Here is an 18,385-nt window from a genome sequence, read left to right on the forward strand (position 1 = left end):
GTACGGTACGTGACCGGGGGGCTCATGATTGCACTGTTCGCCGCCGCGACGATTCTCGCCGCCGCTCCCTGTTCGCCTCCGTCCGGGCACGAGGCCTTGTGGACGCCGGAGACCCGCTTCGTGATCGTGGGCGAAATCCACGGCACCGCGGAGACGCCCGCCGCCTTCGCGCAACTGGTCTGCGCCGCGGCGGAACAGGGACCGGTGACCGTGGCGCTGGAGCTGCCTACGGAAATGCAGCCCCGACTGGACGCCCTCCTCGCGGCTCCGGACGACACGACGGCCGCGGAGGCTCTGCGGGACACCATTTTCCAAAATGCGACCGTGGCGGATGGTCGGACCAGCCTGGCCATGCTGGAGATGATGCAGTCGATCCGCCGGTTGAAGGCTGGCGGGGCCGATGTGGCGTTCCGCGCCTTCCAGCCCTCCAGCCCGAGGCCGGCCGCCTTCGACCAGAACTACTATGAGCTGGACATGGCGGTGGAGCTGTCGCGGGCGGCGACCGGCCGGCCGGAGTCCCGGGTGCTGGTCCTGGTCGGCAACATTCACGCCAGCAAGACGCGCTTCGACCGGTTTGACCTCATGCCTGCCGCGGCCCACCTGCCGCCCAAGGAGACCATCACCCTCAACGTCGCCCAGCAGGGCGGGCAGTCGTGGAGCTGTCAGACGGACGGCTGTCGGGCCCATGACTCCATGACCCGATACGACGCCGAAGCGCGGGGCGTCGTCATGGGCCCCGTCAGCGACGGCGCCTATGACGGCGTCATCGCCATCGGACCATGGACCGCATCTCCGCCGGTCGCGGCCCAGGCTTCAGCGGCTCCGTAGAGCCCTCTCGATCAGCCGGTCCGCCGTGGCGCCCCGGGGCGCGAACGCCAGGGCGGGCCAGTCCGGCGTCAGACGGTCGATGGCCAGCATGATCCCCAGCCCCTCGTCCTGGCTCCAGTGATGGCCTCCGCCCCGCACGAAGGCCGTGGCGTCGGACGGATCGAGACGGCCGCCGCGCGCATCGGTCAGCCACATCCAGGCCGCCCAATTGCCCGTGCCCTCCAAAGTCAGGAACACGTCGTCCGCCTCGGCGTAGAGCGCGTCCGCTTCACGGAACCATCGCCCGCGCCGGATCTCCATCGCCCGTGCGGCCGACGCGAGGCCCGCACGCGCGGCCTGGGCGTCGGGGACTGCGGCGGCCTGGTAAAACAGGTTCCGCTCGATCTCGTAGGCGGCCGGATAGTCCGGCCGCTCGCCGAACCGGTTCTGGATCACGTCGTCGTCGCTGTCCTCGGGCAGGCCTCGCGCCAGCAGGCCGTCGATCCGGACACCCAGGCTCGCGGCCTGCTGGGTGTGGGCGAACTCATGCATGAAGACGACCATCGACAGCCGGCTCCAGTCGCGCGGCTCGCTTGGGTCCGCGCGCCAGACAGACGGAAGGGCCATGATGAAGAACATCCGTCCGTCCGACATTGGCGAGGCGAAGGCCAGTTTCCGGGCTGGAACAGCCCCGCCGTCGGGCAGGCTCACCTGTCCCGAATGGGCGGCGCCGGCCGTGCGATAACGCCGCGCGCCGACGCGGAAATCGCCGCGGTCATCGGGGGTCAGCGTCCAGGCGCAGGCCTCGTCGAACAGGGTGATGACCGGAGTCACCGGTTCGGCGATCCGCAGCCGTTCACGATCCAGCCGGTCCCAGGACGCGAGGGCTTCGCTCGTCCAGGCGCGCGGCTCGCCCGCGAAGCGGCACGGCGGCGGCGCGGGCGTGGCGGCGGTCAGGAAGACGGAGGCGAGCGCGGCGATCATGGTTCGCCCAATGACGGGCCGGGACCGGGATTTCAAATTAACTCGCGGTCATGCCGTCGGACGATCAGCTCGCCGCGATCTCTTCCGGCTCCAGCTCATAGACAGTCGCGCAGTATTCGCAGGTCACCCGGATCTTGCCGTCGGCCTCGACCATCCCGGCGCGCTCCTCCGGCCCGAACGAGGTCAGCACCCCGGCGATGCGCGCGCGCGAGCAGCGGCATTGCGCCACCAGGGCGCGCGCGTCCTCCAGCCGCACCCCGTCCTCGTGGAACAGGCGGAACAGCAGGGTCTCGGGCGTGATGGTCGGGTCCAGCAGCTCGTCGTCGGCCAGGGTCTGGAACAGGGCCCGCGAGCGGTCCCACGCCTCCTCGGTCGGACCGCGCGCGTCGTCGCCCGCGATCAGCTGGATCAGCGCGCCGCCGGCGCGCCAGCCCACGCCCGCGTCGGTGACCACCGAGCCAACGGCCAGCCGCACCCTGGTCGGGATCTGCTCCGACTGCTGGAAATAGTGCTCCGCCGCCAGCGACAGGCTCTCGCCCTCGATCGGGGTGATGCCCTGGGTGCGTTCGAAGTCGGGGCCCCGGTCCAGCGTCATGACGAACACGCCCTGCCCCAGCAGCGAGCGCGCGCCCGGCCGGGCGAAGCCCTGCGAAACCGCCGCCACCTCATCCTCGTCGAAGCGGCAATAGCCGCGCATATGGCCCTGCGTGTCGTAGTCGGCGACGACATAGCGGACGGGACCGTCGCCCTGCGCCTGAACGATCAGCCGGCCCTCGAACTTGAGGCTCGATCCCACCAGCGCCGCCAAGGCGCAGGCTTCGCCGAGCAGGGCCGCCACCGGCTCCGGATAGGCGTGGGCCGACAGAATGGCGTCGATGGTCTCGCCCAGCCGCACCAGCCTGCCGCGCACAGGCCAGCCCTCGATCTGGAAGGCGGCGGCCAGGTCGTCGGACGGCGTGGAGTTCGAGTGTGCGTGATCGGTCAAGGACGTCCCTGCGAGGCGGCGATGGTCGGAAGCGCCGTCAGATAGGCGTCCGTATCGCGAATGGTAAGGCCTGCATGCTAGAGCAGGAACCGGCGCGGTCCCGACCCCGTTCCAGCAAGCCCGATCAAAGCCCACCGACCCGGCGATTTCATGACCAAAGCGACGCTCAAGCCCCTGAACGAACAGGCCATCGTCATCACCGGCGCCACCTCCGGCGTCGGCCTGGCCACGGCCCGGCGGGCGGCGCGGGCGGGGGCCTGCGTCTTCCTGATCGCGCGGGGGGAAAACGACCTGAAGGCCCTGACCGAAGAGTTGCAGGCGACCGGCGCCCGCGCCGCCTGGGCCGTCGCCGACGTGGCCGATCACGACGCCCTGGCCGAGGCGGCCGAAAAATGCGTCCGCCTGTTCGGCGGCTTCGACACCTGGGTCAACAACGCCGGCGTCTCCATCTACGGCGCCATCCGCGAGACCACGCTGGAGGACCAGCGACGCCTGTTCGAGACCAACTACTGGGGCGTGGTCAACGGCTCGCTGGTGGCGGCCGAGCACCTTCGGCAGCGGCCCGGCGGCGGGGCCATCGTCAATGTCGGCTCCATCCTGTCGGACGCCCCCCTGCCGATCCAGGGCGTCTATTCGGCCTCGAAGCACGCGGTGAAGGGCTTCACCAACGCCCTGCGCATGGAGCTGATGCGGGAACAGGCTCCGGTCACCGTCAGCCTGGTCAAGCCGGGGGCGATCGACACCCCCTACAGCAGGCACGCCCGCAACCTGACCGGCCAGGCCGTGCACAATCCCCAGCCGGTCTACGCCACCCATGTCGTGGCCGACACCATCCTGTACTGCGCGAGCCATCCGATCCGCGAGATCACCGTCGGCGGCGGCGGCCGGCTGATCGCCAGCTTCTATTCCGCCCTGCCCGGTCTGGCGGAACCTCTTTTCGCGCGGTTCGCTCCTTCCCTGATGCGGGACAGGGGTTCCGCCTATGAGCCGTACGACGACGGGCTGTACGACCCGACCGACGACGGTCTCGACGAAGAGGTCTACTATCCGATGGTCCGCCAGTTCTCCGCCCTCGCCGAAGTCCGCAAACACCCGGGAATCACCGGCGGCGTCATCGCCGTCCTGGCCGGGATCGGCATCGCCGCCCTTCTGCTGAACCAGCGCAGCGGCCCCACCCGCTACGAGCGCCTCCGGGGCCGCCTGGATCCGCGCGGCTGGATCGACGCCGGGGCCCTTCGCACCCGCTTCGACGACCTGACGGAAACCGTGCGCCACGGCCTGGCCGACGCCGGAGAGCGCGCGTCCGAGTTTGGCGACGACGCCCGTCACCGGTCGGAACGTATCCTCCACGGCGCTCGACATTCGTCCCGCAAGGCCTTGAAGAAGCACGGAAAGACAGCCCGACGCTATGCGCATGACGCCGGCGCCTACGCCAGGGACCATGCGAAGGAAGGCGGCGCCCTTCTGGCCCTGGCGACCATCGCCGCCGCCGTCGGCGCCGCCGCCCTGGACGCCCGCCGCCCCGACAGCCGTATCCGCAGCCTCGGCAAATTCTAGGCCCTGCAGCCGAACGTGGACGGCTTAGGGAACGGAAAAGTCCGTCACCCAAAGCTCCCATCCACCGAACTCACCCGCCGGTCGAAGTTCGCCGACGAAGATGATCGGTACGGCTATCCAGCCTCCATAGCGGCCGTTTCGAGCGCTGCTGAGATGCCCGTTCAAGGCCTCTCGCCGTTCCGGCGAAATGGCTCCCATTCGAACGCCGAAACCGAGGTTGGGGCAATCGGCTGAGGTAAAGTGGGTGTGCAGCTGGTCCGACTTGTAGACGCCTTCGACAGCGACGGTCCTTCCGCCAAACGACGCTCGTTCAGCATAGGCTAAACACAAGCTGATTGGAGCGGGAGCGGGAGGTGCTTGATCCTGTGTCCCAGCTCCGGCCGTCGATGCCACGACGTTTACGGCCGCGACGAAAGACACCAACGAAAGTCGCCTGTTCATGAGTCCGAACTCCGGGCGTCAAAAACGAGAAGCAGGGACACCGACCTTCCCGACTTGCCCAGCCTCGCATGGCTCGAGATCGCGCGCATCCCATTTCAGAGGGGCAACCTAGCCTTCCCCATTGCTGCAACTGCGAAGGTGAGCCAAGGTCGCCGGATGGCTGAGCCGACCACCTACGTCTTCGACTTCGATTCCACCCTCGTGCGCATCGAGACGCTGGAGGCCCTCGCCGACATCGCCTTGGCCGGCGCGGCCGACGCCGCGGCGGTCCGCGCCGAGGTCGCCGCCCTGACCGATCAGGCCATGACCGGCGACCTGCCCTTCGGCGAGGCGCTGCGCCGCCGCCTCGCCCTCCTGCCGCTGACCCGCGGCCATGTGGCCGAACTGGCGGCCCGCATCCTCGACGAGGGCACGCCGTCCGTGCGCCGCAACCTGCGCTTCTTTCGTGAGAACGCCGACCGCATCGTCATCCTGTCCGGCGGCTTCCGGGAGATCATCGCCCCCCTCGCCGCCCATCTGCACATCCCGCCCGAGCGGGTCCTGTGCAACGACCTGATCTATGACGCCGAGGGCCGCGTCGCGGGCGTCGATGCGGCCAATCCCCTGTCGGAGGCCGGCGGCAAGCCCGCCGTCATCCGCGCGCTGGACCTGCCGGGCCCCGTGGTCATGGTCGGCGATGGCTGGACCGACGCCGAGGTGAAGCTCGACGGCGCCGCCGACCGCTTTTATGCCTTCACCGAGGTCGTCCGCCGCGAGCGGGTCGTCGCCGCCGCCGACGCCGAGGCCCCGTCGATGGACGAGTTCCTCCACGCCGAGGGCCTCGCGGGCCGCTGGTCCTATCCGCGCGGCCGCATCCGCATCCTGCTGCTCGAGAACATCCACCCCGCCGCCGTCGAGCGGCTCGAGGAGGCGGGCTACACCGTCGAATCGCAGAAGGGAGCCCTGGATGAGGACGCCCTGGTCGCGGCCCTCAAGGGCGTCCATGTGCTGGGCGTTCGCTCCAAGACCCAGGTCAGCGCCCGCGTGCTCGACGCCGCCGACCGGCTGATGGCCGTCGCGGCCTTCTGCATCGGGACCAACCAGATCGACCTCGACGCCGCCGCCGACCGCGGCGTGGCCGTGTTCAACGCCCCCTATTCCAATACCCGTTCGGTGGTCGAGCTGGCCGTCGGCCTCACCATCGCCCTGATGCGCGACGTGGCGGACAAGTCCGCCGCCATGCACCGCGGCGAATGGAACAAGTCCGCGACCGGCTCGCGCGAACTGCGCGGCAAGACCCTGGGCATCGTCGGCTACGGCGCCATCGGCTCGCAGCTGTCCGTGCTCGCCGAGGGACTGGGCATGCGGGTGGTGTTCCACGATCTGACCGAGCGGCTGGCGCTGGGCAACGCGCGCCGCATGGCCTCGCTCGACGCCCTGCTCGCCGAAAGCGACGTGGTCAGCCTGCATGTCGACGGCCGGACGGACAACACCGCCCTGATCGGCCCGGCCCAACTGTCCCGGATGAAACCCGGCGCCTTGCTGCTGAACCTGTCGCGCGGCCATGTCGTCGATATCGGCGCCCTGGCCCAGGCGCTGGGTTCGGGCCGGATCGGCGGCGCGGCCCTCGACGTCTTCCCCGACGAGCCCGCCACCAACGCCGACCCCTTCGACAGCCCCCTGCGCGGCCTGCCCAACGTCATCCTGACCCCTCACATCGGCGGCTCGACCGAAGAGGCCCAGGAGGCCATCGGCGAATTCGCGGCGGAACGTCTGCTCGCCTATCTGAACCGCGGCGACACCACCTTCTGCGTCAACCTGCCCAATGTGCAGCTGGCCGAGGTGTCCGGCGCCCACCGCATCCTGCACATCCACCGCAACCAGCCCGGCGTGCTGGCGGCGCTGAACCGGGCCCTGACGGACGCCGGCCTCAACATCCTGGGTCAGCATCTGAAGACCGACGAACGGACCGGCTACGTCATCACCGACGTCGATCGGGACTACGATCCCGCGGCCCTCCGGTCGCTGCGGAGTGTGGCCGGAACGCTGCGCTTCCGCATGCTCCACTGACAAGCTTCCCCGACGGCATCTTGCGCGGGTGCGAAAGGCGCGCGCAGTATCCCGCAACGGTCGCATGATGACGGCCGAGGGAGGATCATCGATGTCTCGTTTCCTGCGCAGCGCGGCACTCGCCGCCCTGACCGTGGCCGCCGCCGGCGCCATGGCGTCAGCCGCCAGCGCCCAAGCCTACAACCGCCTCATCGTGTTCGGCGACAGCCTCAGCGACAACGGCAACCTGTACGCGATCTCCGGCCAGCCCACCTCGCCGCCGTACTTCCAGGGCCGCTTCTCCAACGGCCGGGTCTTCACCGAGCTTCTGGGCTTCAACGCCGGACGCTACACGGCCGGCGCGCCGGTGACCGGCAGCGTCAACTACGCCTTCGGGGGAGCCCGGACAGACAGCTCGGCCGTCCCGCCCGGCATGCGCAACCAGCTGCTGGCCTATACCGGCGCGGGCGGGACCTTCGGCGCCAATGACCTGGTCAGCATCCTGGGCGGCGCGAACAACATCTTCCAGGCCGTCGGGCCGGCCTCCGTGTCCCCCAACCCCACCGGCTTCATCCAGCCGGTGGCCCTGGCCGCCGCCGCCGACATCAACTTCATCGTCAACAGCGTCGCGGGCGCCGGCGCCGGGACCATCCTGGTCAGCAACCTGCCCAATCTGGCGCTGACTCCCCAGTTCAACCAGGGCCCGGGCGCGCCCGCCGCCCCGCTGGCCGACTACGCCGGCACCCAGTTCAACGGCGCCCTTCTGAACGGTCTGATGGCGACGGCCGCGGCGCGGCCGGGGACCAACATCATCCTGCTGGACCTGTACAAGATCGGTCCCGCCCTGGTGGCCGATCCCGGTCGCTTCGGCCTGACCAATGTGAGGGACGCCTGCTTCAACGGCGTCACCGTCTGCGCCAGCCCGGACAGCTATCTGTACTGGGACAGCGTGCACCCGACCGCCGCCGGTCACCGGCTGCTGGCCGCCCTCGCCGACGACTATCTCTACTATGGCGACCAGGGCGCGCAGTCGGCCGTCCAGGCCGAAACCGCCTTCCGCCAGCGCGAGGACCTGCTGGACCTCGCCAGCGAAGGCCTGTCCGGGCGCGAGGCCTGGGAGCCGGGCTCCCACCTGACCTTCGGCGCCATCGCCGACAGCGTCGAGACCGACGCGCGGGGCGTGGTGGCCGCGGCCGAGGCGACCGGCTGGGGTGTCCGGGGGGGACTGGATCACGCCCTGTCCGAACACATGCGCTTCGGCCTGGCGGCGACCTTCCGCAAGGCCGAGGTCGATGCCGGCCCGATGGCCTTCGAGGTCGACAGCTACGCCTTCGACCTCTACGCCGGCTGGCGCTCGGGCGGGCATTTCATCAACGCCACGGTCGGCGGATCGATCGACCAGTATGACGAGATCACCCGCGTGACCTCCCTGACCCCGGTCATTCATACCGGCGAGACAGACGGCGGCAGCGTCGGGGCCCGCATCCAGGGCGGCGTCTGGTTCGACATGGGCGGGATCGGCCTGTCGCCCCGCGTGGCGGTCAACTACGTCTCGACCGACGTCAACGGCTACATCGAACAGGGGCCGGCGGCCCAGTACGCCTATCAGGACCGTACGGTCCAGGCAGCCAGCGGCGAGGTCTCGCTGCGGGCCGAAGGCGGCGGCGGCGGCGTCAGCTTCTATGTCGAGGGCGGCTATCGCGATTCCTTCGGCGACAGCAGCGATGCGGTCCGGACCGGAATCGCGGCCAACCCGGCCCATATCCTGGCTCGCGAGGTGGAGGATCCGTTCGGCGGCTCGCTGCTGGCCTCGGCCGGCGTCGAGGCCGACCTCGGCCCCGTAAACGTGTCGTTCGGCTATCGCGGCCGTTTCGGCGACGCCGCCGACAGCCACGTGGGCGCGATCACCTTCCGCCTGCCGCTGTAACAGGCGGAGCCGGCGCGACGGAACGGGCGCGCGATCCCTGGATCGCGCGCCTTTTCGTTCCCTGCCTGCGACGACCTGCCGCCCCTCGCCGCCCCAAAGCGGCCCCACAAAACCTTAGAACGGCGCTCTCCCGGTCGCTGGCCGCAGTGCGTCGCTCCTCGCGACCTGCCGGCGCCTTCCCTGCTCAGCTTGAGCCGAAAACGGAGCCGACGCCGCCATGCGACGCCTGTTGCCGACCGTCCGGTCGTTTCTCATCCATTCCGGCCAGGCCGCCGCCTTGGGCGTTGTGGCCGTGCTGGCCATGGCCGCTGCGCCCCTGCCCGCCGCGACCGCCGAGCCCTCGGCCGCCCCGGAAGCGCCGCCCGCCACCGCCGTGGCCGAGCCCGCCGGGCCGGTGACGCGCGAGATCGCCTTCGAAAGCCCGGTCAAGGGCTATGCCGTCAACTCCGCCTTCGGCATGCGCCGCCTGCCCGGTCAGGCCATGCGCCGGCATGACGGCGTCGATATCGCGGCCCCGCGCGGCACCGGAGTCTACGTCGCCGCCGAGGGCGCCGTGACGCGCACCGGATACGACCCCGCCGGCTACGGTCGTTTCATCGAAATCCGCCATCCCAACGGCATGACCACGCTCTACGGCCACCTCAGCCGGCTGGACGTCCGGTCGGGCGACCGGCTCGACGCCGGCGAGCGCATCGGCCTGGTCGGCAACACCGGCCGATCCACCGGACCCCACCTGCATTTCGAGGTTCGCCGCGGCGACCGGCAGGTCGATCCGGTCAAGGTCATGGGGCAGGCGTTCGAGGTCGTCGTCGCCGCCGTAGCCTGAATCTTCGCCCGCCCACGGTTTCTTCACCCCTTTCCGGGATGATCCGCGCCTGAGAGGGGGCGACTTGAACCGGATTCTCTACTGCATCGCGCTCGAGCATGACTGGCGCTGGACGCTGGCCGCGGCGCTGGTCTGTGTGATCGGCATCGGCACAGCCCTGCGCTTGCTCGGCCACGCCCGTGAGATGTCCGGCCATCGACGCCGCAACACCGCCCTTCTGGCCGCCTTTGTCGGCGGGCTGGCGATCTTCTCGACCCACTTCCTGGCCATGCAGGGTTATCAGGCTGGCGGCGAGATCCGCTACGGCGTGTGGCCGACCCTCGCATCCCTCGTCGCCGTTCTCGGCAGTTTCATCCTGGCCGCCGGCGTCGTCCTGGTTCAACCTCGACGGGCAAGCCGCGCGATTGGCGCGATTCTGGCCATGGCCGGCGTGGCCGCCATGCATTTTATCGGCATCGCCGCCCTGGAAATGTCGGGAGAGATCGTGTGGCGGCCGGAACTCGTCGTTCTGGCCATCGTCGGAGGCATGACGATCGCCGGCCTTGCCGGGGCCTTCGTCTATGGCCCTGGCCTGAAGCGGCTGATCGCGACCACCCTGTCCGGCGCCGCGGCGGTCGTCGTGCTTCACTTCGTGTCCATGAGCGCCATGACCGTGATCCCGCGGGCCGTGAGCATGAGCGCAGCGACGGTTTCCGGGACGGTCATGACCGGCGTCCTCGTCGCCATGGTGGCCGGGATCGTGACCATCGCCGCCATGATCGCCTGGATGAGCTGGATCGCCCGGTCCAGCGCCCTGGGCCATGTCCGGGAGGCCATCGACGCCATGCCCGACGGCCTTGCCTTCTATGACGCCGACGACCGGCTGGTGCTGTGGAACCACCGCTACGCCGAGGTGAATCCGGAGCTGTCGTCCACCCTCCAGGCCGGCATGACCTTCCGGGAGATCATCCAGATCGGACTGGGCGAGGGTTTGTACGCTGACGCGGTCGGCCGGGAAGAGGCGTGGATCGCCGAGCGACTGGAGTCGCGCAAGGCCCTGTCGAACACGATGGAGCAGCATATCGCCGGCGACCGCTGGCTTCGTGTGGCTGACCGGCGCACGGCGGCGGGCGGCATCGTCACCGTCTGCACGGACATCACCGACCTCAAGCACGGCGCGCGATCCCTGGCCGAGGCCCGTGACGCGGCCCAGGCGGCCAGCACCGCCAAGAGCCAGTTTCTCGCCAATATGAGCCACGAGATCCGCACGCCCCTGAACGGCGTCATCGGCGTCGCCCAGGCCCTTGCCCGGACCGATCTGTCATCCCAGCAGCAAGAGATGCTGCAACTCATCCAGTCTTCAGGCCAGACGCTTCAGGTCCTGCTCAGCGACATTCTGGACCTGGCGCGCGTCGAATCCGGTCGGCTGGAACTGGCCGACGACGCCTTCGACCTTGGCCGGGCCGTGCGCGAGGCGGCCCAGCTGTACGAAACCTCGGCCGAGGCCAAGGGTCTGCAATTCTTCGTCGAGATCGCGCCCGAGGCTGACCGCTGGATTTCCGGTGATCCGGTGCGCATCAAGCAAATCCTGACCAATCTGGTTTCCAACGCGGTGAAATTCACCAACGAGGGCTTTGTCAGCCTGACCGCCGCGCCGGGTCCGGACCACGGCGCGGGACCGACGCTTCGCTTCTCGATCGAGGACACCGGCATCGGCTTCGACAGCGACACGCGCGAACGCCTGTTCAGCCGCTTCGAACAGGCCGACGGCGCCATCACCCGCCGGTTCGGCGGCTCGGGCCTGGGTCTCGCCATCTCGCGTCAACTGGCCGAGATGATGGGCGGCGACCTGGACTGTGAAAGCGAACCGGGCGGCGGTTCAGCCTTCATCCTGACCATCCCCTTCCGGCCGGTCGAGATGCCGACGGCAGCGGTTCCGGCCGCGATGGAAGCTCGGGACGACGAACGGCCCGCGATCCGGGTGCTGCTGGCCGACGACCATCCCGTCAACCGCAAGGTGGTCGAGATGATCCTGGCCCAGGCCGATGTCGAACTGACCGCGGTCGAGAACGGCGCCGAGGCGCTTCAGGCCTGCCGCGACGCCGACTTCGATCTGATCCTGATGGACATGCAGATGCCGGTCATGGACGGACTGACCGCGACGCGTGAAATCCGGCTGCATGAAGCCGCCATGGGCCTGGACCGCACCGCCATCGTCATGTTGACCGCCAACGCCCTGCCCGAACATATCGCCTCGGCCGAGGCCGCGGGCGCTGACCGCCACCTGGCCAAGCCGTTCGACGCGGCCGAACTGCTGGGCCTAGTGGAGACCTTGCCCAACACCGCCATCCGCATTGCGGCCTGACGGGCCCTATTCGTAGCCGTGGGCGGCCTCGTTGATGACCTGCGAGGGCATCGATGAGAAGTCGACGCTGACCGGCTGGGCCGCCTTGGCGCGGAAGGTCTTGATGACGTGCTCGAGACGGCGACGCACCTCGCGCTCGGCCTCGGTTCCGTCCGTCAGGTTCAACGGAGCCAGGCAGAAGTCGATGATGGCCGTGGGACTGTTCAGGGGTTGCATGGTCTCTCTCCTGCCTATTCGGCCGCCACGAACTGGGCGGTCTCGGTGGAATCCTTGAGGGCCGTCGTCGAGGACTGGCCGTTCGAGATGACGGTGGCGACCTGGTCGAAATAGCCGGTGCCGACCTCGCGCTGGTGGCGGGTGGCGGTGTAGCCGGCGGCCTCGTTGGCGAACTCGCGCTGCTGCAGCTCGGAATAGGCCGCCATGCCGCGGTCGCGGTAGCCATCGGCCAATTCGAACATGGCGTTGTTCAGGCTATGGAAGCCGGCCAGGGTCACGAACTGGAATTTGTAGCCCATAGCGCCCAGTTCGCGCTGGAATTTGGCGATGGTGGCGTCATCGAGTTTGGCCTTCCAGTTGAAGCTGGGCGAGCAATTGTAGGCCATCAGCTTGCCGGGATGCTCCTTGTGAACGGCCTCGGCGAACCGACGGGCGTCGTCCAGATCGGGGTGTGAAGTCTCCCACCACAGGACATCGGCATGTTTGGCGTAGGACAGGCCGCGCGCGATGCAGTGGTCCAGTCCGGTGCCTTCCTTCAGGCGGAAGAAGCCCTCGGGCGTGCGGTTCTCGCGGTCGATGAAGGGCCGGTCGCGCGCGTCGACGTCCGAGGTGATCAGCTGGGCGCTTTCGGCGTCGGTGCGGGCCACGATCAGGGTCGGGGCGCCCATGACGTCGGCGGCCAGGCGCGCGGCGATCAGGTTGCGCTCATGCGCCTGGGTCGGGATCAGAACCTTGCCGCCCAGGTGGCCGCATTTCTTCTCCGAGGCCAGTTGGTCCTCGAAATGGACGCCCGCCGCGCCCGCCTCGATGAAGGCCTTCATGATCTCGAAGCTGTTCAGGGGCCCACCGAAGCCTGCCTCGGCGTCGGCGACGATCGGAACGAACCAGTCGCGTTTGGCCCCTCCCTCGGCATGCTCGATCTGGTCGGCGCGCTGCAGGGTGCGGTTGATGCGGCGGCACAGCTCGGGCGCGGCGTTGGCGGGGTACAGCGACTGGTCCGGGTACATGGCCCCGGCGGTGTTGGCGTCGGCGGCGACCTGCCAGCCCGACAGATAGATGGCCTTGAGACCCGCCCGGACCATCTGCATGGCCTGGTTGCCGGTCACGGCGCCGAGCGCGTTCACGAACGGCTCGTCGTGCAACAGTTCCCACAGCCGGTTGGCGCCGCGTTCGGCCAGGGTATGGGTGATCGGGATCGAGCCGCGCAGGCGCAGGACGTCTTCCGGCGTATAGGGGCGTTCGATGCCGTCGAAGCGGCCGACGGGCGACGGAACGAGATGGGCGAAGCTGGTCATGTCGGTCTCGGCTCGGGTGTGCGGGCATCGCCGCGGGTCTCGAAGAGCAGAACACGCATCAGTCACGAATGACACAGCTCGGCCACTAGATTTCGTGTCATTCAGTCATGATGTGACATGGATTGTTAAGTCATAGTATGACTACATCCACTCATGGACGCCGCCGCCGACCGCAAGCTGTTCCTCGGAGGCCGCCTCAAGCGGCTGCGCCGCGATCTGGCCCTGACCCAGACCGCCATGGCGGCCGATCTCGGCGTCTCCCCCAGCTACCTCAACCATATCGAGCGCAACCAGCGCCCCGTCTCGGCCCAGCTGCTTCTGCGCCTTGCGGACACCTATGACGTCGACCTGCGCGCCCTGGGCCAGTCCGCCGGGCCCGCCTCGGAGGCCGAACTGGCCGAGGCCTTCGCCGACCCGCTCTTCCAGGGCCTGGCTGTGCCACGCCACGAGATCGTGCAACTGGCCGAGGACCAGCCTGCCGCCGCCGACGCCCTGCTGCGCCTGTACCGCGCCTTCTCCGACCGCCGGGCCCGCGACGGCGCCGAGACAGGCGCCGCCGACGACAGCCCCGCCGACTGGGTCCGCGAATACGTCCAGTCGCGCCGCAACCACTTTCCCGAGCTGGACGCCCTCGGCGAAACCCTGGCCGACGCCCTCGCCGACGCGTCGCCAGGCGAACCCTTCGAGACCCGGGCCCGCGCCCGTCTCCAGTCCGGTCACGGCCTCGACGTCCGCACCCTCCCCGCCGAGGTCATGGTCGAATGGACACGCCGCTACGATCCGCACCGCAAACGGCTCCTTCTGTCAGAGACCCTGGGCCCCGCCTCCCGCGCCTTCGCGGTCGCCTTCCAGCTGGCCCTGTCCGAGCACGACGCCGAACTGACCGCCCTCGCCGACGCCGCCGCGGCCCCCGATGAGCCCACCCGCCGCCTGCTCAAGGTGTCCCTGACCAACACCCTCGCCGCCGCCGTCCTGATGCCCTACGGCCCCTTCCAGCGCACGGCGGAGGAGACCGGCTACGACCTCGGCCGGCTGCAGGCCCGCTTCGGCGTCAGCTACGAACAGGCCGCCCACCGCCTGACCACCCTGTCGCGGCCCACGGCGCGCGGCGTGCCCTTCTTCCTCATGCGGGTCGACCAGGCCGGCAACATCTCCAAGCGGTTCGCCTCGGGCGCCTTCCCCTTCTCGCGCTTCGGCGGCGCCTGCCCGCGCTGGCGGCTGCACAGCGTCTTCCGCACGCCCGGACGGGTCGTCACCCAGATCATCGAAACTCCGGACGGCGGCCGCTGGTTCACCCTGGCCCGCACCGTGGATCGTCAGGGCCATGACGCCTTCACCGAGGGCCAGGACCTGGCCATCGGCCTCGGCTGCGAGCTGAAATACGCCCATCGTCTGACCTATGCCCGGGGCCTCGACCTGGCCGCGCCCGAGATCACCCCCATCGGCCCGGCCTGCCGCCTGTGCCACCGCCACCCCTGCGCCGAACGGGCGGCGCCGCCGATCGACCGGCCGCTGGTGGTGGACGACTGGACCAAGTCGGTCAGTCCGTACCCGTTCGCGGGGGGTTAGGCGGGGCCCGGGCCACGGGAAGGCGGACATCGAGCTTGGACAAGCCGCTATCCGACCCTACCTGCGGAACTGTTGGCGAGGGAGGCGGCGAGTTTTGGACATTCACGACTTCCTGCATCGCTACGTCCCCTGGCGGTATGCTCGCCTCTACTATCTGGCCTTTGCGAGACTACACCGCCTCGTCCGCCCGATCCGGTATCGGCGCATGCCCGCGGGCGGGTGGGGCAAGGGCTGGCGGGTGTTGGTTTTCCGCTACCGGCCGGGATCGCGTCGGCAGCTTCACGTACTGGCTCCCGTCGACGGAGATCAGTTCGACTGGGAAGTGTTGCGGCGGCACGTCCGGGGCGAGCCCTGGCCGGACCATGCACACGACCCCGGACATCAGAAGGGCGTCATGGCGTGGGCCGGTCACCACACCGCTGTCGTCACGGAGGAGTTCGGACCGCAACGGCTCTCGATGGGAAAGCTTGTACCCGGCGAGTTCGGAGGCGGCGTCGATGTCGGCTTCATCCTGATCGACGTTCGGAACGCGAACATTTGAGCCGGCCCCGGTATGATCGGCGTCGAAGCCAGATGTCCGCGATCGGCCGATAGGGAAGGCCCGCGCCTACCCCAACACCACCCGCCCCTCTTCGCGCCGCACCGCCACCCCCGCCTGTTCCAGCAAACCCGCGACCACTTCCGCCGCCTGTGGCGATCCTTCGTCCAGCAGCGTCTCCACATCCCGCCGCAACGACGCATCGCCCGATGCCGCGTCCAGCGCGTCCAGCCATTCGTCCCGCGTCAGCACCCCGTCCGCGCGGCTGGCGTCGATCAGGGGCCTGAGGAAGTCGAACCAGTCCCCGCCGGTCGCCCGGTGCTGGGCGCCCTCGGCGACCATGGCGAAGACCGCACCGCAGGCGTAGAGCGCGCGATGCTCGCCCCGACCGGCCGCCTCGGCCACCGGCGCGTCGGCCAGGTTGATGCAATCGTCGACCTCGCGCTGCAGCTCCGCCCGCGCGTCATACGTCGGATCGATCGCCTTCGAGGCCCGGATCGCCATCAGATCGGCCCCGCCCTCGGTGATCCAGGCATCGCGCGCGCGCTCGTAGCGGACCACCTGCCCCAGCCAGAAATGCGCGCTCTCGTGGCCGATGAACCAGCGGGACGAGTTGAGCACCCGCGCCGTCGGCTGCAATACGCCCTCGCCCTCGAACCGCATGACGATCAGGCCCGGCATGACGCTGCCGCCCATGGAGGTCATGCCCGACGTGGGCCCGGCCCAACTGAGCATGATGGTCGGCCGGTCGGTCTGGCCGGCCCCCAGCCGGGCGGCATAGTGGGCGGCCACCCGCGGCGCGAAGTCCTGGATGGCGCCGCCGATCCATGCCGGCAGCCCGGGGTCCGTCACCGTGACCAGCCGGGCGCTCTCGACCATGTCGGCCCGGCCGAACAGCACATAGGTGTCCGCTTCGGCGGCTGTGGCCTCCGCCAGCCGTTCGCCCCGGAACAGCACCGGTCCCGCGCGGTCGCGCCAGGTCACCGTCGCCGGATCGCCCTGCAGGCGATAGCCGTTGAGGTCGAGCGGGACCGCTTCCGCCTCGGCGACGGACCCGAGCGGAAAGACGTCGAACTGACCGCTGGGCAGGGCCACCGACCCGTCCGTGAACGTCAGCACGCCGTAGTCGGCCTCGAGGTTCTCGGACTTCGGAGTGAAGGCGACGCGGACGCGCCGCGGCACGGAGCCGCCGTCGGCGGCGCGCAGGATGTCGCGGTTTCCGGCCCGCTCCAGCACCACGCCCGGAGTCTCGACCCGCCATTGGTCAGGCCGCCACGGCCGCCGCGATTCCTGGATCAGGGCCGAGCGGAAGAAGGCCCAGACCGGGGCGTCCCGGTCCAGCGCGTATTCCGCCGTCCACGCATCCCCGTCGCGGGTGACGGTCACGGCGGGTCGGGAGGGTCCGGTCGGGTCCGGCGCCGCCTGGCGCGCCGAGGCCCCCGGCGCGCCCGCCGCAAACGCAACAGCGGCCACGACCGCGATCGACACCGGACGCATAGGCCCCTCCCCGTCTGAAGCTCCGCCGTAGCGCGGGCCGGCGGGGGCGTCAGCTTAAGCTTTGGTCAGGCTTGGGTCCGATCAAGGGCGTCCTGCGCCGCCTTCAGCGCATCGCGCATCACGGCCTTCAGTCGCTCAGGGGCGACGATTTCCACCTGGTCCCCCCAGCTGAACAGGTGCCAGGCCAGTTCGCGCATGCCGCTGGCCCGGAAGCGCACATCGACGCCGCCGTCCGGCCGGTCCTCGACCGCCTGGGTCGGGTGCCACCGCCAGGCCCGGGCCTCCGCCGCGCCCTCGGGCGTGACCCGCAGCGTCACGTCCTCGATCTCGTCCTGGTAGATGCCGAACGACTGGCTGGCGAAGGCCTGCAGATCGAAGTCCGCGGGCGGGGCGGCGACGCCGTCCTCGGCGCGCACGGCGCTCATCCGGTCGAGGCGGAAGGTCTGGATCCGGCCGCTCTCCCGGTCGGCGGCGACCAGATAGTTGGCCCGGCCGAACATCACCCCGCAAGGGGCCACGCTGCGGCTGCGCGCCTCGGCCCCGGGGCGACTGTAGATGAAGCCCAGCGGCCGCCCCGCCAGGATGGCCTGGCGGATCTCGGCCAGCACCGCCTCGTCGGCCGAGGGGCGCGGCCCGGCCTGCACGGCGATGGTCTCGGCCCGGACCAGCGCCTCCAGATCGGGAGCCAGCCGGTTCAGCGTGGTCGAACGCATGGCCGACTTGAGCTTGCGCTCCAGCCCCTCCAGCGCCGCCGCCCGCCCGGGTTCGCCCGTCGCCCTCAGTCCCTGCGCCGCCCGGGCCAGCTCGACCAGTTCCTCGGTCGTCGGGGCCTGTTCGAAGGCCGACAGCCCGCCGCGGATGCGCCAGCGCTTGGTCGGCGGGTCCGACACCTCCTCGGCCTGGGGGAACAGCGCCAGCACCGCATCGCGCAGCCGTTCGGCCGAGCGTCGTCCCACGCCGGACTCGCGCGACATCTCGTCCAGCGTCAGGCCTTCGGCGCTGGCCGCCATGCGCCGCGCCAGCTCGAGCACCAGGGCCGCCTTGTTGTGTCTCATGAGTTCAATTTCGCATACGACCGTTTTTGACGCAACGCTGCTTCATGGTCGGACTCAACAGAGACCCCGCACCCGGAGACATCCCATGGCCCGCCCGTTCGCTCCCCACGCTTCCGTCGCCGCCAGCCGCTATCTGATCGTGCCCTGCGAGGCCGACGGCTGCGGCGATCTGGCCGTTATCTGGGACCGGCTGGAGGAACAGGTCATCGACGTCATCGACGCCCGCCTGTCCGCCCGCTACGCCGACGAGGACGCCCTGTGGGACGAGGCCCGCCCGGCGTTCGATCCGTCCGAAGACTTCCGCCTGGCGGCCTGA

The 18,385-nt window shown here is 69.8% G+C and carries 15 protein-coding genes and 1 pseudogene; 10 read left to right on the forward strand and 6 right to left on the reverse strand.

Features of this window, described 5'->3' with window-relative positions; genetic code table 11:
- Positions 1–24: 24 nt before the first annotated feature.
- On the forward strand, positions 25–828 hold the full coding sequence (locus Q8Q71_RS02755; protein WP_305758107.1) for a hypothetical protein: 804 nt from the start codon (positions 25–27) through the stop codon (positions 826–828).
- Here Q8Q71_RS02755 and Q8Q71_RS02760 read toward each other — a convergent pair.
- Together Q8Q71_RS02760 and Q8Q71_RS02765 are read right to left on the reverse strand one after the other, a co-directional pair.
- Positions 814–1,791 carry a hypothetical protein gene (locus tag Q8Q71_RS02760; protein ID WP_305758108.1) on the reverse strand — a complete coding sequence of 326 codons (978 nt, stop codon included), beginning with the start codon at positions 1,789–1,791 and terminating at the stop codon, positions 814–816. The genes Q8Q71_RS02755 and Q8Q71_RS02760 overlap by 15 nt on opposite strands.
- A gap of 64 nt (positions 1,792–1,855) precedes the next feature.
- On the reverse strand, positions 1,856–2,776 hold the full coding sequence (locus tag Q8Q71_RS02765; RefSeq protein WP_305758109.1) for an Hsp33 family molecular chaperone: 921 nt from the start codon (positions 2,774–2,776) through the stop codon (positions 1,856–1,858).
- A gap of 150 nt (positions 2,777–2,926) precedes the next feature.
- On the opposite strand from Q8Q71_RS02765, the gene Q8Q71_RS02770 reads away from it, so the two are divergent.
- The 6 genes and pseudogenes from Q8Q71_RS02770 to Q8Q71_RS02790 all read left to right on the forward strand — a co-directional run bounded on the left by Q8Q71_RS02770 (position 2,927) and on the right by Q8Q71_RS02790 (position 11,899).
- On the forward strand, positions 2,927–4,333 hold the full coding sequence (locus tag Q8Q71_RS02770) for an SDR family oxidoreductase (protein WP_305758110.1): 1,407 nt from the start codon (positions 2,927–2,929) through the stop codon (positions 4,331–4,333).
- Positions 4,334–4,930: 597 nt separating this feature from the next.
- Positions 4,931–5,458: pseudogene (locus tag Q8Q71_RS17185) on the forward strand (HAD-IB family phosphatase); the annotation flags it as partial.
- Between the two features lie 108 nt (positions 5,459–5,566).
- A complete protein-coding gene (serA, locus tag Q8Q71_RS02775) occupies positions 5,567–6,823 on the forward strand; it encodes a phosphoglycerate dehydrogenase (protein ID WP_371315921.1) in 1,257 nt (418 codons plus the stop codon).
- Between the two features lie 91 nt (positions 6,824–6,914).
- The gene (locus Q8Q71_RS02780; protein ID WP_305758112.1) at positions 6,915–8,729 is read left to right on the forward strand and encodes an autotransporter domain-containing protein; all 1,815 of its coding nucleotides are present in this window, start codon (positions 6,915–6,917) and stop codon (positions 8,727–8,729) included.
- Between the two features lie 217 nt (positions 8,730–8,946).
- Positions 8,947–9,555, forward strand: a complete 609-nt coding sequence (locus Q8Q71_RS02785) for a M23 family metallopeptidase (RefSeq protein WP_305758113.1) — start codon at positions 8,947–8,949, stop codon at positions 9,553–9,555.
- Between the two features lie 64 nt (positions 9,556–9,619).
- Positions 9,620–11,899, forward strand: coding sequence for an ATP-binding protein (locus tag Q8Q71_RS02790; RefSeq protein WP_305758114.1), 2,280 nt, complete (start codon positions 9,620–9,622; stop codon positions 11,897–11,899).
- A 6-nt stretch (positions 11,900–11,905) separates the two neighbouring features.
- Here Q8Q71_RS02790 and Q8Q71_RS02795 read toward each other — a convergent pair whose 3' ends face one another.
- Together Q8Q71_RS02795 and aceA are read right to left on the reverse strand one after the other, a co-directional pair.
- Positions 11,906–12,115 carry a hypothetical protein gene (locus Q8Q71_RS02795; protein WP_305758115.1) on the reverse strand — a complete coding sequence of 70 codons (210 nt, stop codon included), beginning with the start codon at positions 12,113–12,115 and terminating at the stop codon, positions 11,906–11,908.
- A gap of 14 nt (positions 12,116–12,129) precedes the next feature.
- On the reverse strand, positions 12,130–13,410 hold the full coding sequence (gene aceA, locus Q8Q71_RS02800) for an isocitrate lyase (protein ID WP_305758116.1): 1,281 nt from the start codon (positions 13,408–13,410) through the stop codon (positions 12,130–12,132).
- Positions 13,411–13,563: 153 nt separating this feature from the next.
- Between aceA and Q8Q71_RS02805 the strand changes: the two genes are divergently transcribed.
- Positions 13,564–14,979, forward strand: a complete 1,416-nt coding sequence (locus Q8Q71_RS02805) for a short-chain fatty acyl-CoA regulator family protein (protein WP_305758117.1) — start codon at positions 13,564–13,566, stop codon at positions 14,977–14,979.
- A 94-nt stretch (positions 14,980–15,073) separates the two neighbouring features.
- Complete coding sequence (locus Q8Q71_RS02810; RefSeq protein ID WP_305758118.1) at positions 15,074–15,520, forward strand: hypothetical protein; 447 nt, start codon at positions 15,074–15,076, stop codon at positions 15,518–15,520.
- A 66-nt stretch (positions 15,521–15,586) separates the two neighbouring features.
- On the opposite strand, the gene Q8Q71_RS02815 is transcribed toward Q8Q71_RS02810, so the two are convergent.
- Entirely contained in the window at positions 15,587–17,014 is a 1,428-nt protein-coding gene (locus Q8Q71_RS02815; RefSeq protein ID WP_305758119.1) for a hypothetical protein, read from the reverse strand.
- Between the two features lie 65 nt (positions 17,015–17,079).
- Positions 17,080–18,069, reverse strand: a complete 990-nt coding sequence (locus Q8Q71_RS02820; protein ID WP_305758120.1) for a YafY family protein — start codon at positions 18,067–18,069, stop codon at positions 17,080–17,082.
- Between the two features lie 85 nt (positions 18,070–18,154).
- Here Q8Q71_RS02820 and Q8Q71_RS02825 point away from each other — a divergent pair, with 85 nt between their 5' ends.
- Complete coding sequence (locus tag Q8Q71_RS02825) at positions 18,155–18,385, forward strand: hypothetical protein (RefSeq protein WP_305758121.1); 231 nt, start codon at positions 18,155–18,157, stop codon at positions 18,383–18,385.

Source organism: Brevundimonas sp., from assembly GCF_030704825.1.
Lineage (GTDB): Bacteria > Pseudomonadota > Alphaproteobacteria > Caulobacterales > Caulobacteraceae > Brevundimonas.

What these genes read in the sequence shown, in the direction of transcription:
- Q8Q71_RS02755 (WP_305758107.1), top strand. Translation starts at nt 25, where the DNA reads ATGATTGCACTGTTCGCCGCCGCGACGATTCTCGCCGCCGCTCCCTGT.
- Q8Q71_RS02785 (WP_305758113.1), top strand. Translation starts at nt 8,947, where the DNA reads ATGCGACGCCTGTTGCCGACCGTCCGGTCGTTTCTCATCCATTCCGGC.
- Q8Q71_RS02815 (WP_305758119.1), bottom strand. Translation starts at nt 17,014, where the DNA reads ATGCGTCCGGTGTCGATCGCGGTCGTGGCCGCTGTTGCGTTTGCGGCG.
- aceA (WP_305758116.1), bottom strand. Translation starts at nt 13,410, where the DNA reads ATGACCAGCTTCGCCCATCTCGTTCCGTCGCCCGTCGGCCGCTTCGAC.
- Q8Q71_RS02825 (WP_305758121.1), top strand. Translation starts at nt 18,155, where the DNA reads ATGGCCCGCCCGTTCGCTCCCCACGCTTCCGTCGCCGCCAGCCGCTAT.
- Q8Q71_RS02770 (WP_305758110.1), top strand. Translation starts at nt 2,927, where the DNA reads ATGACCAAAGCGACGCTCAAGCCCCTGAACGAACAGGCCATCGTCATC.
- Q8Q71_RS02795 (WP_305758115.1), bottom strand. Translation starts at nt 12,115, where the DNA reads ATGCAACCCCTGAACAGTCCCACGGCCATCATCGACTTCTGCCTGGCT.
- serA (WP_371315921.1), top strand. Translation starts at nt 5,567, where the DNA reads ATGGACGAGTTCCTCCACGCCGAGGGCCTCGCGGGCCGCTGGTCCTAT.
- Q8Q71_RS02760 (WP_305758108.1), bottom strand. Translation starts at nt 1,791, where the DNA reads ATGATCGCCGCGCTCGCCTCCGTCTTCCTGACCGCCGCCACGCCCGCG.
- Q8Q71_RS02820 (WP_305758120.1), bottom strand. Translation starts at nt 18,069, where the DNA reads ATGAGACACAACAAGGCGGCCCTGGTGCTCGAGCTGGCGCGGCGCATG.
- Q8Q71_RS02805 (WP_305758117.1), top strand. Translation starts at nt 13,564, where the DNA reads ATGGACGCCGCCGCCGACCGCAAGCTGTTCCTCGGAGGCCGCCTCAAG.
- Q8Q71_RS02780 (WP_305758112.1), top strand. Translation starts at nt 6,915, where the DNA reads ATGTCTCGTTTCCTGCGCAGCGCGGCACTCGCCGCCCTGACCGTGGCC.